This is a genomic window from Methylohalobius crimeensis 10Ki (assembly GCF_000421465.1).
Taxonomy (GTDB): Bacteria; Pseudomonadota; Gammaproteobacteria; order Methylococcales; family Methylothermaceae; genus Methylohalobius; species Methylohalobius crimeensis.
Genome location: NZ_ATXB01000001.1, coordinates 2,455,849 through 2,470,220 on the forward strand (window position 1 = coordinate 2,455,849; position 14,372 = coordinate 2,470,220).

General features: G+C 58.8%; 14 protein-coding genes and 2 tRNA genes. 5 read left to right on the forward strand and 11 right to left on the reverse strand.

Features of this window, described 5'->3' with window-relative positions; translation table 11 throughout:
- Positions 1 to 98 precede the first annotated feature (98 nt).
- From sufT to H035_RS0112095, 5 genes are read right to left on the reverse strand one after another with little or no spacing between them, the layout of a single operon-like run.
- Complete coding sequence (gene sufT, locus H035_RS0112075) at positions 99 to 653, reverse strand: putative Fe-S cluster assembly protein SufT (RefSeq protein ID WP_022949236.1); 555 nt, start codon at positions 651 to 653, stop codon at positions 99 to 101.
- On the reverse strand, positions 634 to 1,419 hold the full coding sequence (locus H035_RS0112080) for an SDR family NAD(P)-dependent oxidoreductase (RefSeq protein ID WP_022949237.1): 786 nt from the start codon (positions 1,417 to 1,419) through the stop codon (positions 634 to 636). Before H035_RS0112080 ends, sufT begins: the two co-directional genes overlap by 20 nt.
- Positions 1,413 to 2,126, reverse strand: a complete 714-nt coding sequence (locus H035_RS19550; protein WP_022949238.1) for an HAD family hydrolase — start codon at positions 2,124 to 2,126, stop codon at positions 1,413 to 1,415. The genes H035_RS0112080 and H035_RS19550 overlap by 7 nt, the downstream gene beginning before the upstream one ends.
- A complete protein-coding gene (ubiG, locus tag H035_RS0112090; RefSeq protein WP_022949239.1) occupies positions 2,123 to 2,833 on the reverse strand; it encodes a bifunctional 2-polyprenyl-6-hydroxyphenol methylase/3-demethylubiquinol 3-O-methyltransferase UbiG in 711 nt (236 codons plus the stop codon). Before ubiG ends, H035_RS19550 begins: the two co-directional genes overlap by 4 nt.
- Positions 2,830 to 4,155: a TRZ/ATZ family hydrolase gene (locus tag H035_RS0112095; RefSeq protein ID WP_022949240.1), complete on the reverse strand. Its 1,326-nt coding sequence runs from the start codon at positions 4,153 to 4,155 to the stop codon at positions 2,830 to 2,832. The genes ubiG and H035_RS0112095 overlap by 4 nt, the downstream gene beginning before the upstream one ends.
- Positions 4,156 to 4,206: 51 nt before the next feature.
- Between H035_RS0112095 and mtnA the strand changes: the two genes are divergently transcribed.
- The 3 genes from mtnA to H035_RS0112110 all read left to right on the forward strand — a co-directional run bounded on the left by mtnA (position 4,207) and on the right by H035_RS0112110 (position 6,557).
- Complete coding sequence (gene mtnA, locus H035_RS0112100; protein WP_040574996.1) at positions 4,207 to 5,286, forward strand: S-methyl-5-thioribose-1-phosphate isomerase; 1,080 nt, start codon at positions 4,207 to 4,209, stop codon at positions 5,284 to 5,286.
- Positions 5,286 to 5,750, forward strand: a complete 465-nt coding sequence (locus H035_RS0112105) for a tRNA (cytidine(34)-2'-O)-methyltransferase (protein ID WP_022949242.1) — start codon at positions 5,286 to 5,288, stop codon at positions 5,748 to 5,750. The genes mtnA and H035_RS0112105 overlap by 1 nt, the downstream gene beginning before the upstream one ends.
- Positions 5,751 to 5,858: 108 nt before the next feature.
- A complete protein-coding gene (locus H035_RS0112110; protein WP_022949243.1) occupies positions 5,859 to 6,557 on the forward strand; it encodes an SDR family NAD(P)-dependent oxidoreductase in 699 nt (232 codons plus the stop codon).
- Positions 6,558 to 6,633: 76 nt separating this feature from the next.
- On the opposite strand, the gene H035_RS0112115 is transcribed toward H035_RS0112110, so the two are convergent.
- The 4 genes from H035_RS0112115 to H035_RS0112130 all read right to left on the reverse strand — a co-directional run bounded on the left by H035_RS0112115 (position 6,634) and on the right by H035_RS0112130 (position 10,769).
- On the reverse strand, positions 6,634 to 6,924 hold the full coding sequence (locus H035_RS0112115; protein WP_235044577.1) for a DUF5615 family PIN-like protein: 291 nt from the start codon (positions 6,922 to 6,924) through the stop codon (positions 6,634 to 6,636).
- A gap of 44 nt (positions 6,925 to 6,968) precedes the next feature.
- Entirely contained in the window at positions 6,969 to 7,193 is a 225-nt protein-coding gene (locus H035_RS0112120; RefSeq protein ID WP_022949245.1) for a DUF433 domain-containing protein, read from the reverse strand.
- A gap of 135 nt (positions 7,194 to 7,328) precedes the next feature.
- The gene (locus tag H035_RS0112125; RefSeq protein ID WP_022949246.1) at positions 7,329 to 8,162 is read right to left on the reverse strand and encodes a hypothetical protein; all 834 of its coding nucleotides are present in this window, start codon (positions 8,160 to 8,162) and stop codon (positions 7,329 to 7,331) included.
- Between the two features lie 105 nt (positions 8,163 to 8,267).
- A complete protein-coding gene (locus tag H035_RS0112130; protein ID WP_022949247.1) occupies positions 8,268 to 10,769 on the reverse strand; it encodes a glycogen/starch/alpha-glucan phosphorylase in 2,502 nt (833 codons plus the stop codon).
- A gap of 145 nt (positions 10,770 to 10,914) precedes the next feature.
- Here H035_RS0112130 and H035_RS0112135 point away from each other — a divergent pair.
- Both H035_RS0112135 and H035_RS0112140 read left to right on the forward strand, forming a co-directional pair.
- Positions 10,915 to 10,991, forward strand: a tRNA-Arg gene (locus H035_RS0112135).
- A gap of 6 nt (positions 10,992 to 10,997) precedes the next feature.
- A tRNA-Asn gene (locus H035_RS0112140) sits at positions 10,998 to 11,073 on the forward strand.
- Between the two features lie 103 nt (positions 11,074 to 11,176).
- On the opposite strand, the gene H035_RS19555 is transcribed toward H035_RS0112140, so the two are convergent.
- Together H035_RS19555 and H035_RS0112155 are read right to left on the reverse strand one after the other, a co-directional pair.
- Positions 11,177 to 12,691, reverse strand: a complete 1,515-nt coding sequence (locus H035_RS19555) for an L-lactate MFS transporter (RefSeq protein ID WP_084684959.1) — start codon at positions 12,689 to 12,691, stop codon at positions 11,177 to 11,179.
- A 300-nt stretch (positions 12,692 to 12,991) separates the two neighbouring features.
- Positions 12,992 to 14,242, reverse strand: a complete 1,251-nt coding sequence (locus H035_RS0112155; protein WP_022949249.1) for a PQQ-dependent sugar dehydrogenase — start codon at positions 14,240 to 14,242, stop codon at positions 12,992 to 12,994.
- Positions 14,243 to 14,372: the final 130 nt, after the last annotated feature.

Below are 14,372 nucleotides of genomic sequence, written 5' to 3' on the forward strand. Positions count from 1 at the left end.
GCTCAGAAGAAACAAGGTCTTATATAAAAAAAACCTTGGGAGAAAACGAAATATTGACGCCCATCAAGCTGGCAAGATCTTACCGCCTATGGGATGGATTACATCATGCCCAACTGTAGTTTGGCCGCCTCCGACATCATATCTCGCGACCAGGGGGGATCGAACACCACTTCCACGCTTACCTGCCCGACACCGGAAAGATTCCTGACCGCCAGCTCCACGTCCTGCTGAATGATGGGTCCCATGCCGCAACCGGGCGCGGTCAAGGTCATGATGATCTCGACCCGGCTTTTCCCCTCCTCCATGGGGGTCACGCGAACGTGATAAACCAATCCCAGATCGGCGATGTTGACCGGAATCTCGGGGTCGTAAATGGTCTTGAGAATTTCCCAAACGTTATGTTTGATCGTTTCCGGATCGGTTCCCTCCTTGAGACCGGTGACCATCGGCGGCTCCTTGCCCAAGGCATCGGCGTCGTCGGCCCGAATACGCGCCATGGTGCCGTCCTCGGTCAGGATGGTATAGCTGCCGCCCAGGGCTTGATAAATCGTCACCAGTTCGTCTTTATGCAACTGGACCGGCGCGCCGTCCGGCACCCGGATCGCTTCCACATCCCGCTGCAGTACGATGCTTTCACCTTGACCGTAATACATGCCACTCGTCCTGGTAAATGTAGGTATAGCCACACTGGCCCCGACTTTCGGGGCCCAGCAAATAAACATACAGTTTTACTAAGGAATCTGGCGGGGTCAAGTATTTTTCCGACTCTCCCGGAAACGCCCGATGGCGAATCGGCGTGCGCACCGGTCCGGGCACCAGGACATTGGCCCGCAAGGCACCGGCGGCCGCCCATTCCTCGGCCAAAATTCGGGCGAATGCTTCCAATCCCACCTTGGACACCCCGTATGCCCCCCAATAGGCATTCGCCTGACGTCCCCCCGAATCGGAAGTGAATACCACCGAGGCGTCGCCGCTGGCCTTCAAAAGCGGCAGCAAACTGTGGGTCAACAAATAAGGGGCGTTCAAATTGACTTGAAGACTGCGAAACCAGCGCTCCGGGGAAAGGCAATCCAAAGGTTCCAAGCAGTCCAGTTGGGCCGCGTTGTGGAGCATTCCGTGGAGCGCAGGGGTGTAATCGGAGAGGATTCGAGCCAACTGCTGATGATCGCTTGGAGTCGCGCCGGCCAAATCCATGGGAAACAGGCCCAGGTCGGCGTGGGGGAACGCCGTCAGAATTTCGTCACGCAGCGTTTCCAGACCCGATACGTCCTTATCCAACAACACCACTCTAGCGCCGGCGGCGACGCAGGCACGAGCCGCCGCCCTTCCCAAGGCCCCGGCGGCGCCGGTGATCAAAATCGCACGTCCGGATAAAGTGTTGCCGGTCGGCGCCGGCAGGGTCAGTCGCTCTTTTAGCATTCGCCGGCCGCTTTTCGAACCTTGGATTTTCCAGCCGGTTGAATAGCTGAAGCCCGTTCGCGAAAAATCCGGGAAAGCTGGCGTGGCGTTTCCACCAAGGCGTCGGCACCCCAGCCCTCCGGACGCGCATCCGGCGCCAAATAACCGTAGCGGGCCACTACCGTCCCCATTCCGGCACGGCGACCGGCCTCGATGTCGCGCTCGGCATCTCCCACATAAATGCAGTGGGCGGGATCGACCCCCGCTTGGCGGCAAGCCAGCCAGAGCGGATCGGGATGGGGCTTGTTACGGCTCGTGTCATCGCCGGACACGACGCAGGCCGCCCGTTCGCGCAGTTGCAAACGGTCCAGCAAGGGAAGGGTCAGATCGCGGCGTTTGTTGGTCACCACGCCCCATGTCATCCCCTGCGACTCCACCTCCTGCAACACCTCGGCCATCCCGTCGAAGAGGCGAGTCCGGTCGGCCAAGTGCTTCCGATAGACCGAAATCAAGCGATCCATCCGGCGGGCGCTCGCATCCCCGTCCTCGCCGAATCCCAATCGAATCAAACCCCGCGCACCGTGGGATACCGCCGGACGGACGGTCGCCAGCGGCAGCGGCTCGCGGCCTTCTTCGGTCAATACGGCGTTGAGGGCGAAGGCCAAATCCGGCGCCGTATCCAGCAAAGTGCCGTCAAGATCGAGCAAAATGCAACGCAATCCGCTCATAGCGGCTTCTCGAAGGCTATCAAGTAATTGACGTCGAGGTTCTTGCCCAAGCGAAAACGTCGGCTGAGGGGGTTGTATTCAATCCCGCGGATCCCGAGGGGTTCCAGATCCACCGCTCGCGCCCAGGCGGCCAACTCCGACGGCCGGATGAATTTGTCGTACTGATGGGTCCCCTTGGGGATCAGGTCGAGCACGTATTCGGCGCCGACGATGGCGAGCAAATAGGCCTTCATATTCCGGTTGAGGGTGGAAAAGAACACCTTGCCGCCGGGTTTGACCAAGCGGGCGCAGGCGGCCACCACGGAAGCGGGCCGGGGCACGTGTTCGAGCATTTCCATGCAAGTGACCAGGTCGAAACTTTCCGGTTCCCGGTCGGCCAGCGATTCGGCGCTGATTCCCTCGTAGCGCACATTCTCCACCCCTTGCTCTAAAGCATGCAGCTCGGCCACCTCCAGCAGTTCGGGCGCCAGATCGATCCCCCGCACCTCGCCCCCTTCCCGCGCCAGCGCCTCGCTCAAAATGCCGCCGCCGCAGCCCACGTCCACGATTTTTTGGCCGCGAATCCGGGCATATTCCCGGATGAAACGGATGCGCAGGGGATTGACCTGGTGCAAGGTACGAAACTCGCCGGTCGGATCCCACCAGCGTTCGGCTTTGGCGCCGAATTTCTCGATCTCTTCGGAATGAACGTTGTCGGAAGTCGTCATGTTTCCAAGGGTTGTATCAGACGTGTCTGCCAATCGGCCACTTCGGCGCGCAATGCGGACCAATCCAGCTTGGTCAAGCGCCGCTTCGCCAATAGCCGCTCACCGCCGACCCAAACGTCGGTCACCTGCTGGCGGCAGGCCGAATAAACGATTTGCGAGACGGGGTCGAACAAGGGGCGGGTCTCCGGTTGGGAAAGGTCGACGGCGGTCATATCCGCCCATTTGCCCGGCTCCAGCGAGCCGATCCGGTCCTCCATTCCCAATACCCGGGCGCCCTCGATGGTGGCCATTTCCAGCGCCCGAGGGGCGGGCAAGGCTTCCGGATTTTCAGCCACTCCTTTGGCCAGCAAAGCGGCGGTGCGCATCTCACCGAACATGTCCAGGTCGTTATTGCTCGCGGCCCCGTCGGTCCCCAGTGCCAAGGCAATTCCCGCCTCGTCCAGGCGGGCGGCGGGACAGAATCCACTGGCCAGCTTGAGATTGGACTCCGGACAGTGCACCGCCCCGCAACCGGCGGCGGCCACTCGCTCGATCTCGGAATCTTCCAGATGAATCATGTGGGCCCCGATCAAGCCTTGGTTCAACAACCCCAACCGCCCCATCCGGGCCAAGGGGCGCTCGCCAAAGCGCGCCAGGCTTTCCTCGATCTCGATCCCGGTTTCGTGGAGATGCACATGCACTTTCAAGTCATATTCATCGGCCATGGTCCCCACCTCCCGGAACAGTTCGTCACTGACCGAATAAGGCGCATGGGGCGCCAACAGCCAGGCGATGTGGTCGTCGGGCGGGCAAGTCCGATATAAATCGCGGTTCTTGGCGACATACTCTTCCGGGGAACGGGCCCAGGGGGTGGGGAAATCCACAAAAATCAAACCCACCGCGGCGCGCATGCCCGTCTCGCGAACCACCCGGGCGGTGACGTCGGGAAAGAAATACATGTCGCTGAAACAAGTGGTCCCGCCCCGCAGCATTTCGGCCACGGCAAGGCGGGTGCCGGCCGCGACGAAATCCTCGTCCACCCAGCGCATTTCCCGCGGCCAGATGTGTTCGCTCAGCCATTCCATCAACGGCAAATCGTCGGCAATGCCCCGCATCAACGCCATGGCGGCGTGGGTATGGGCATTGATCAGGCCGGGAATCAAGGCGTGATCGGGCAGATGTACGGTTTCCGTCGCCCGGAAACGGCGCTGTGCCTCATCACGGCTGCACACCGCTACGATTCGACCGGCGCGTACGGCGACGGCGGCATCGGTCAGTAGCCGCTGACGGGGAACCACCGGTATAATCCATCCGGCAAAAATGAGCGTGTCGATCGACTCCATCGATTTCACTATCTTTGAATGCGCCAAAACTTTAACACGGAACCCCCCAAGATGCACGATTCCCCCATTCCGAACATCGCTGCGGACCTTGCCGACCGCGTCCGTCCGCTGCGCTGGACCGATGCCGGCCTGGAAGTGCTGGACCAGCGCCGCCTGCCGGATCGGACCGAATATCGACTCTGCGCCGCCGCCGATGAGGTGGCCGAAGCCATCCGCACCATGCAAGTGCGCGGGGCGCCGGCCATCGGCATCGCCGCCGCCTTCGGCGTGGTGCTGGCGGCCCGGCGGTGGTTTCGGGAAAATCCCGAACGCTGGAAGCGCCTGATCGAAGCGGACCTGGAAACGCTCGCCCGATCGCGCCCCACGGCGGTCAATCTCTTCTGGGCCTTGGAGAGAATGCGCCGGCGCATCGCCGACCTGGAATACGTCCCCGAACCGGCGCTGCTGGCCGAGGCCCGCGCCATTCACGCCGAGGATATCGCCGCCAACCGTAAAATGGGTGAACTGGGGGCCGATTTGATCGGTCAGGCGAATGGTATTTTGACCCACTGCAATACCGGCTCCCTCGCCACCGGCGGCTACGGCACGGCCCTGGGCGTCATTCGCTCGATTTGGCAACGCGCCCTCGCCGGTTCCGGCGATGCCCGTCCGCATATTTTCGCCACCGAGACCCGTCCCTGGCTCCAGGGCGCTCGACTCACCCTGTGGGAACTGGTGCAGGATCGAATCCCCGCCACCTTGATCTGCGATTCGGCGGCGGCGTTCCTGATGCAGCAAGGCCGAATCCAATGGGTGATCGCCGGCGCCGACCGAATCGCCGCCAACGGCGACACCGCCAACAAGATCGGCACCTACAACCTGGCGGTGGCGGCCCGTCAGCTCGAGGTCGGTTTCATGGTGGCCGCGCCCACCAGCACCATCGATTGGGAACTGCCTGCCGGCGATCGCATTCCCATCGAGGAACGGGACGCCGGGGAACTCCTACCCGAGTATTATCGAGGGAAGGAACGTCTCGCCGGCGCTTGGAATCCGGTCTTCGACGTCACCCCCAAGGAACTGATCAGCGCCATCGTGACCGAACGGGGAATCGTCCACCCCGACCAGGAGTCCCTGGACAAACTGCGCGCCTGATGTTCGAAGTCGCCCTGTTCGAGCCGGAAATCGCGCCCAACACCGGCAACATCATCCGCCTGTGCGCCAACACCGGATGCCGGCTTCATCTAATCGAACCGTTGGGATTCGATTTGAAGGAAAAAAGGCTGCGACGGGCGGGGCTCGACTACCGCGACCTCACCGTCATCCACCGCCATCCCGACTTGAACGCGTTGCTGGAATACTTGGGATCGGCGCGTTTATTCGCACTCACCACCAAGGCCCACCGCCACTACACCGAGGCGCGTTTCCAGGCCGGAGACGTATTTCTGTTCGGCCCGGAGAGCCGGGGATTGCCGGAAGCGGTTTTGAATGCCCTTTCCTCCGAGCGAAAACTGCGCTTGCCGATGGTGCCGGACAGTCGCAGTCTCAATCTTTCCAACACGGTGGCGGTGACCGTCTACGAAGCCTGGCGCCAACAGGAGTTTACCGGTGGCGGTTAGAATCCGCCCCGATAGGGACGTGGGTTATGGCCCTTACCCTCTTTTATACCGCCTTCGATCTCGCTATCCTAATGGCTTGATTTCAACCGACATGCAATACAATCGCCCATGCAACGCATTCTGATTACCGGCATCGGCTCCGGGCTGGGAAAGGCGCTGGCCGAATACTACCTGGCGCGGGACGTACAAGTTTACGCCTTGGGCAGGCATCTGCCGGAGGATCTGAAGGAGCACCCCCGATTGCACTTCCAATTCTGCGATTTACGCGGGCTGGAACGCATCGATTCGGCGGTTCGGGCTTTGCTGAACGGGACGGAAACCCTCGACCTGATTATCCTCAATGCCGGGGTGCTCAACGCAATAAACGACATGACCGACATTCCGGTCCATGAACTGGAGACGGTCATGACCGTCAACGTTTGGTCCAACAAAGTGCTTTTGGATACGGTCATCGGCCTCGGCCTCAAGGTCGATCAGGTGGTCGGCATCTCCTCGGGGGCGGCGGGCAACTGCAACCGGGGCTGGAACGCCTACTCTCTCTCCAAGGCGGAGCTCAATGCCCTGCTGAAACTTTATTCCCGGGAACTGGAAAATACCCACGTCACCTCCCTGGCGCCGGGAATCATCTGGACTCCGATGCTGAAAAAGCTGATCGAGACCACCGATACAACCCGATTTCCGTCCGTTCAGCGGGTCAAGGAGGCGGACAAGCTGTCGCCGGAAGAAGCCGCCAAGCTCCTGGATGCCACTTTCCCTAAATTGAAGGCCTACGAGAGCGGCTCGTTTCTCGATGTCCGCGCCCTTTGACGGCATGCGGCATGGACTTCGGGACGGGTTGCGAACCTGGTGGCCCAATGGGAAGCAGTATTTCAGGAGGATGCCATCATCTATCACAGATCTCAATGAGAGTTTCGCCTAAACGCAACATATGCATCGCGTCCGGAAACACTCGCTTGAGAACTGCCCGCATATGGGCATTAGAGGTATTACCGAGCGTTACCCAGAGTATTCGGGGAGGCGGGCCGTATTCGCTCAGCAGCCGTAAAAAATCGCTGTCTTTGGTCATCACGACAGCGCCCGCTTTCCGTGCAGCACAGAAAATCACGCGGTCAGCTGCATCTCGGTAACCTAACCATTTGACAGAATAGGCCTCAATAGCAAATTGTTCGGTCATCCAAGGCGCCAATGCCGGCGACAATTGCGCGTCGACCCAAAGGATCATGCAGCGAGCATTGGGTGATCTAGTTTCTGGGCGGCGAATTTCAGTGCGGCGGTGATGTCTTCAGGTTCCAAGTCCGGCAACTCTTCTCGCACCTGATCCGGGGACAGGCCTGACGCCAAGAGGTCGAGAATATCGATCACCCGTATCCTCATGCCCCGGATACAGGGGCGTCCGCCACATTGCTCCGGGTTTATGGTGATACGTTTACGCCAATCAGACATGGAATGTCCCCATTACGGCTTGAATTAGTTCAACAGTTCGTAAAACGCAGTTTATCATGCGTTGCATGCGGCATGGACTTCTGGATGGGTTACAACAAACCCGTTCCCCCAATGGGAAGGAGTGTCTACTTGACCTTAGGCCGGCACGGCTTCATCCGCCAAACCGAAAACATTCAGATCGATCAAGGCGAACGCCGCCAACCACAAGAAGGCATCCCAGAAATCGAGAAATTCCCCCCGGATTCCCCAGAAAATCGCCCCCGCCAATAAGATCAGGTACAAGCCGGCCTTGGTGAATTCACTGACCCGAAGCAGCCACCCCTTGAGCCGGTCGCGCTCCATGAGATAAACGTCCAACTCGAGAATCACCACGACCAGGAGCCAGGTGGTGGCGTAGATCACGTCCACCAAGGCCATCCAACGCGCCTCTTGGAGACGCGCCGGATCGGCGAGAATATGAGTGTCCTCGATCCTAACCCAGGAAAGATTCCGTAACTGCTCGCAAGATCCGGCGGTAAAAGGCAGATATTCGTCCAGTTCCTGAAGATAGGTGTAGGCGGTCCCGGCCAGGGTACAAACGTCGTCCACCGCAAACGGCACCGCCTGGGTCAACATCAAATATTTGGCGATGTATCCGTAATAAGAAGACAGCACAAAAAAGTAGCAAACCACTCGCAACCCGTGGAGTCCCCACAACACCGGTCCTTTGAGTTTGTCGGGCGAGATCAAGGCGGTTTCGAGCTCGAAACAAAACAACAGCACCAGCCACGAAATCATATCGATGGTAATGGCATAGGCCTCCACGAACCTATGATAGGTCACCCCCTCGGCGAGGATCTGCCGGGCGCTGGCGGAATCCATTTGCAGGTACTGATAAGCATCGTAAATCAGAAGAAGGTAGATGCTGTATTTGAGCAAATTAAATAGCGCAACCTTGCTCAGAAGCTTTTCCGGATAGGTAGCATTCATGGCTGGTGCAAACCCAGACGCAGACAAGGCGGATCGCCCTTTCAGGCGATCCGCCCTCGATTTATCCAAATTCCCGTAATTTTCCTGCGACGACTCGAACGACGCTCAGCTACCCGGCGATATCGGCGTCAATCGCCAGATTTCATCATTGTATTGGGAGATCGTCCGGTCGGTGGAAAACCGTCCGCTGCAGGCGGTATTGAGAATACTCGAACGCAACCAGCGCGGCCGATCCCGATACGCTTCCGCGGCACGCTTCTGGGCTTCCACGTAGCTGCGGAAGTCGGCCGCGGTGAGCCACGGATCGTGCGGACTTTTGATCGCGCCGATCACATCGTCGAACAGTCCGGGTTCGAAGCGGTTGAAATGCCCTTTTTCCAGCAATCGCATCACCCGGGACAGGTCTTCATCCGCCGAGATGATGGCCTGAGGATCGTAATGCCCGCGAGTCTGCGCCACTTCCTCGGCGGTGAGGCCGAACAGGAAGAAGTGCTCTTCTCCCACTTCCTCCAGGATCTCGATGTTGGCACCGTCCAGGGTACCGATGGTCAAGGCGCCGTTCAGCATGAACTTCATATTGCCCGTTCCGGAAGCCTCCTTGCCCGCGGTGGAAATCTGTTCCGACAGATCGGATCCGGCGCAAATGACCTCCATGGCCGACACCCGATAATTGGGCAAAAACACCATCTTGAGGAGCCCCTCGGTATCCGGATCGCTGTTGACCACCCGGGCGACATTGTTGATCAATTTGATGATCTTTTTGGCGATCAGATAGCCCGGCGCCGCCTTGCCGCCGATGATCACCGCCCGCGGGGTCCAGTTTTCGATATCCCCGCGCTTGATCCGGTCGTACAAATGGATCACATGCAAGGTATTGAGCAGTTGGCGCTTGTATTCGTGAATCCGCTTGACCTGCACGTCGAACATGAAGTTGGCGGGAATCTCGACGCCGCTTTCTTGAAAAATAAAGTCGATCAAGCGCTGCTTGTTGGCATGGCGCACCTCGTCCCAACACTGCTGGAATCGGGCGTCGGAAGCCAAAGGCGTCAATTCGTGCAGCCGATTGAGTTCGGTCACCCACCGGTCGCCGATCGCCTCGCTGATGAGGTCGCTCAAGTCGGGGTTGTTCCAGGCCAGCCAGCGGCGCGGGGTGATGCCGTTGGTCTTGTTGTTGAACTTGTACGGCCAGAGTTCGTAGAAATCCCGGAACAAGCCTTCGCTGAGCAATTTGGAGTGCAGCTCCGCCACTCCATTGACGGAATAGCTGCCCACGATGGCGAGATAGGCCATGCGCACCTGGGGCTCGTGCCCCTCCTCGATCAGCGACATGCGCGCCAGGCGGTCCATATCGCCGGGCCAGCGCTTGTCCACCTCTCCCAAGAAGCGGGCGTTGATCTCGTAGATAATTTCCAGAAGCCGCGGCAGCCACTGTTCGAAGAGCCGCACCGGCCATTTCTCCAGCGCTTCGGGAAGCAGCGTATGGTTGGTGTAGGCCATGGTGCGGGAGGTAATATCCCAAGCCTCAGCCCACTCCAACCCTTGCTCGTCCATCAACAGACGCATCAATTCGGCGACCGCGATGCTGGGGTGGGTATCGTTGAGCTGGAAACAGTTCTTGTCGGCGAAATCGGAAAAATCCCGACCCCGAGTCCAAATCCAGCGTCGCAGCACGTCCTGCAGGCTGGCGGAGGCCAGAAAATATTGCTGGCGCAGACGCAACTCCTTGCCGTTCTCGCTGGCATCGTTGGGATACAGCACCAAGGTGATCTGCTCGGCCATATTCTTGGCGGCGACCGCTTCCGGATAATCGCCGGCGTTGAATTCTTCCAGATCGAATTCGTCGGTGGCGGCCGACTTCCACAATCGGAGGGTGTTGATGGTTCCGTTGCGATAACCGGGAATGGGGACATCGTAGGGAACCGCCAGGATGTCATGGGTATCCACCCAGCGTACTTTCAAGCGACCGTCGTCGTGGGCGGTGGTGTCGGTTCTGCCTCCGAAACGCACCCGCAGCACCAACTCCGGGCGCTCCAATTCCCACACATTGCCGTTCCGCAACCAGTGATCGGGTTCTTCCACCTGAAAACCGTTTTCGACGTGCTGGCGGAACATCCCGTATTCGTAGCGCAAGCCATATCCCATTACCGGCAGTTGGAGGGTCGCGCAGCTGTCCAGGAAGCAGGCGGCGAGCCTTCCCAAGCCGCCGTTGCCCAACCCGGCATCGGATTCGATCTCGACCAGTTCTTCCAGGTGGAGACCCAAACTGTGCAAGGCCTCGGTGATGGAATCGGTGATGCCCAGGTTGAGCATGGCATTCCCCAGGGCGCGCCCCAACAGAAACTCCATCGATAAATAATAAGCCTGTTTGCAATGGCTTTCCTCGTAAGCGCGCCGGGTATTCTTCCACCGCTCCATCAAGCGGTCCCTGACCACCAACCCTAGGGCGGTGTAGGCATAATGCGCCGATTGGCAGCTTCGGTCGCGGCCGAGGGTGTAATTAAAATGGCGCTTGTAATCGGCTTGAATATCCTCCGCCTCGAGTCCCAAGGAGGGCAACTCGGCGACGGCCGAACTCGGTTTGCTTTTGACTAACGGCTGTACTGGCATGGCAATCACACAATCGAAAAAGTGGCGTTAATCATAGTCCAAAACCCCGACGACTTGGCAAGTTTATGGACAGAAAACACGGAAAAATTCTGTTTATTGTTGACAGAAATTTCGTTCATCAGTAAACTGCCCGGACAGTTTGCGAGCGCCCGTAGCTCAGCTGGATAGAGTACCTGGCTACGAACCAGGTGGTCGGAGGTTCGAATCCTTCCGGGCGCGCCAGTCTTTTCCCCTGTAGCTCAGCTGGTAGAGCAGGTGGCTGTTAACCACCGGGTCGGCGGTTCGAGTCCGTCCGGGGGAGCCAATAAAAACAAAGGCTTAGCCGATCACGGTTAAGCCTTTTTTATTGCCTCCGTCTAAGTTGGCGCTTATGGTCGGTGACCCCGGGCATGATCTTGCATCTGCGTTTAATTGAACAAGGCACTCGCTTTCTGCAAAGTCGACCCAATTCCCCATGCGAGGGGAACGGTCACATAAAGCCAGAACAACATTAGCCATAGAAGGCTAAGCGGTTTTACGGCGGTTGAATGCGCGATCTCGTCTTCGAATTTTTTTCCGACCGCTTTTTGGTCCGAGTCTGGACCGGCGGACGCGGCTTCTTCCCGGGGGAAAACGCCATCCGGTTCATCCAATTCTGCGTGCTTCATATGATGCTTTTCATGAACGGAACGCATCATCAGATTGCAGCAAAAGCCAAGGAATAAAAGACCCGCCATCACGTACATCGTAAGATTGTAGGCATCCGCCTTGGCAACGCCCTGCTCGACCTGAAACTCTCGAATATAATTCACCAACACAGGCCCTAGAACGCCGGCAGTGGCCCACGCGGTCAACAACCGGCCGTGAATGCCACCGACAAATTTGGTCCCGAAAATATCGGCCAAATATGCGGGGATCGTGGAAAAGCCGCCGCCGTACATGCTTAAAATGACCGCATACAACGCGATGAATAACACCAAATTGCCGGCCGCGCCTATGGAAGGCACCGAGGCATAGAAAGCGATGCCGAGAACGAAGAAGATGAAGTAGGTATTTTTACGCCCGACAAAATCCGAGGCGGTGGACCAAAAAAACCGCCCTCCCATATTGAACACGCTGAGCAGTCCGACAAATCCGGCGGCCGCGGCTGCTGTCACGACGCCTTGGAACATTTCCTGGATCATCACCGAAGCCTGCCCCAGAACACCGATTCCGGCAGTGACATTCAAGCATAACACCAGCCAAAGCAAATAAAATTGGGGTGTTTTCAAAGCCTGGTCGATATGGACATGGTTTTGGGTAATCATTCCATTCCGGACGGCCGGAGCCGCCCAACCCGCCGGACGCCAATTTTTGGGCGGCGTGCGAATGATCAGAGATCCGACGCACATGGAAAGAAAATAAAGCGTGCCCATCACGAGGAACGTTTCCATGACGCCAACCGATGTGGCGGATTTAAAATGATCCATCAGCCACACCGATAAAGGCGCCCCTATCATCGCGCCCCCGCCGAACCCCATGATCGCCATACCCGTCGCCATACCTCGGCGATCAGGAAACCATTTAATCAAGGTCGAAACCGGCGAGACGTAACCCAAGCCGAGACCGATACCCCCGATCACGCCGTACCCTAAATAGATTAACCAGATCTGATGGAGAGAAACCCCCAATGCCGAAATCAGGAACCCTCCGCCGAAGCAGCAGGCGGCTATGAACATCGTCAGTCTAGGCCCTACTTTTTCCAGCCATTTCCCGCCAAAAGCCGCAGAAAGACCCAAAAATAAGATCGCCAAACTAAAAACCCACCCCAGCGTGGTTAATTTCCAGTCTTCCGGCGAGGAACGGCTTATCCCAATGACGCGGGTCAACGGTTCATTAAAAACACTAAAGGCATATACCTGTCCGATACAGAGATGAACGGACAACGCCGCAGGCGGCACCATCCAACGACTATAACCGGGTTTGGCGACGGCATTTTGCTTCGAAAAAAAACCTAACCTCACGATACTCCTTCCCTTCAAGCCCAGACGTCCCTTATCTAAGCGGCAAAAGGTTCATTATGGCGAAAATGGCGGCGTGCCCCAAATTCCGTGAATCAGAAAAGAGGGGCACGCTTTTAATTTATAATTTTCCAACAGACACTCATGCCCTTTTTATCCTCGCCCCGCTCCGCGGCACTGGCACCTTCCTTCAGCCGCTTGCCCCGCACTCTGCGCTCCATTTTTTCACCCTGCGGCCGGAGGTCAGCGGTGAATCACCCGCCAAATCCGGCCCCGCACCGAGTCGGATATATAGAGCGTCCCGTCCGGTCCCTGGGCCAGTCCCATGGGGCGATGTTTCGCTTGGCCCGGCCGACGGAGGGGGGACACGCCGGCGAAGCCGTCGGCGAAAACTTCCCACTTTCCCGTCACGCGGCCTGCGCCGTCCAGGGGAACGAATACCACTTTGTAGCCGCGCTGCGCCAGGGGTGCCCGGTTCCACGAACCATGGAAGGCGATGAAGGCGCCGTTGCGATAGGGGGCGGGGAAATGGTCGTCGGTATAAAATAACAGGTCGTTGGGGGCGAAGTGCCCCGGAAAGGCGACTTCAGGGGCGGGATAGGCGCTGCAATCCCGGCTGTCGTCGTCCGCGTATTCGGGCGCCTTCACGCGCGAGCCCTTGGCGGGATCGTGGTAGCAATAGGGCCAGCCGAAATCAGCGCCGGCGGTCACCCGCTGCAGCTCTTCCGAAGGGGCTTCGGCGTTTTTCTCATCGCTGAACCCCCAGTTCTGGCCCAACTGATCGCGGCCGTGCTGGACCGTATAGAGCTGATCGTCCCAAGGATTCCAGGCGATGGCCACGGCATTGCGGATCCCGGTGGCATAACGCTTGCCGTCATCCACCTGAGTCTGACCGCTTCGAAATGCCTTGAATTGCCAAATTCCCGCCGCCCGCTTTAGTTGCGGGCAAGGTTTTTTTCCGGGGGAGCGGTCCGCCCGGTCCTTCTCCTGGCAGCTGTTGGACGGAGCGCCGACGTTGACGTAAAGATTCCCCTGGGTATCGAAGGTGAACGTCTTGGCCCTGTGGGAGCGCTGGCTGGGGAAGCCATCCACCACCACTTCCATGGGCGATTCCGGCTTCAGGTTGCCGTCGAGCCTCCAGCGAACGATGCGGGTGGACGTGCCGTAGTAAAGAAATTCGCGGTGGATTCCGATGCCGGTACCGCCCGCAGGGCCGAAGTGGATCTTTTGATCGAAGCGGCCGTCGCCGTCGGTGTCGCGAAGGCCGACGACGCCCGCCGGCTCCGATCCGCCACCTCGAAGGGCCACGTAAGCGTCGCCATTGTCAGCGACGGCCAAGTGCCGTACCCTACCGAGGTTGTCCGCCGCCACCAGGGCGCAGAAACCTTTGGCCAGCTTCAGCCCGCCGTTGTCGGCATCGCACGTCGGCGTGTCGGCGGCGGCTCCACCGGCCAGGGCGATCCAAAGCAGTCCCAACGTCACTCGTTTAATCATGGCGGCCCTCCTCCGCTCCGATTGATCGATCCAAAGCAAGCCTCATTGCCCGGCCCCGAGATGCCATTGTGCTAACCCCGAACCAGCCACGGTGGTGCACATCAGATGGCACTGCCGGATCGTGCGGGTG

Bases quoted from the DNA above. Each gene is read 5' to 3' on its own strand.
- sufT (WP_022949236.1), bottom strand. From the start codon at position 653: ATGTATTACGGTCAAGGTGAAAGCATCGTACTGCAGCGGGATGTGGAA.
- H035_RS0112080 (WP_022949237.1), bottom strand. From the start codon at position 1,419: ATGCTAAAAGAGCGACTGACCCTGCCGGCGCCGACCGGCAACACTTTA.
- H035_RS19550 (WP_022949238.1), bottom strand. From the start codon at position 2,126: ATGAGCGGATTGCGTTGCATTTTGCTCGATCTTGACGGCACTTTGCTG.
- ubiG (WP_022949239.1), bottom strand. From the start codon at position 2,833: ATGACGACTTCCGACAACGTTCATTCCGAAGAGATCGAGAAATTCGGC.
- H035_RS0112095 (WP_022949240.1), bottom strand. From the start codon at position 4,155: ATGGAGTCGATCGACACGCTCATTTTTGCCGGATGGATTATACCGGTG.
- mtnA (WP_040574996.1), top strand. From the start codon at position 4,207: ATGCACGATTCCCCCATTCCGAACATCGCTGCGGACCTTGCCGACCGC.
- H035_RS0112105 (WP_022949242.1), top strand. From the start codon at position 5,286: ATGTTCGAAGTCGCCCTGTTCGAGCCGGAAATCGCGCCCAACACCGGC.
- H035_RS0112110 (WP_022949243.1), top strand. From the start codon at position 5,859: ATGCAACGCATTCTGATTACCGGCATCGGCTCCGGGCTGGGAAAGGCG.
- H035_RS0112115 (WP_235044577.1), bottom strand. From the start codon at position 6,924: ATGACCGAACAATTTGCTATTGAGGCCTATTCTGTCAAATGGTTAGGT.
- H035_RS0112120 (WP_022949245.1), bottom strand. From the start codon at position 7,193: ATGTCTGATTGGCGTAAACGTATCACCATAAACCCGGAGCAATGTGGC.
- H035_RS0112125 (WP_022949246.1), bottom strand. From the start codon at position 8,162: ATGAATGCTACCTATCCGGAAAAGCTTCTGAGCAAGGTTGCGCTATTT.
- H035_RS0112130 (WP_022949247.1), bottom strand. From the start codon at position 10,769: ATGCCAGTACAGCCGTTAGTCAAAAGCAAACCGAGTTCGGCCGTCGCC.
- H035_RS19555 (WP_084684959.1), bottom strand. From the start codon at position 12,691: ATGGTGCCGCCTGCGGCGTTGTCCGTTCATCTCTGTATCGGACAGGTA.
- H035_RS0112155 (WP_022949249.1), bottom strand. From the start codon at position 14,242: ATGATTAAACGAGTGACGTTGGGACTGCTTTGGATCGCCCTGGCCGGT.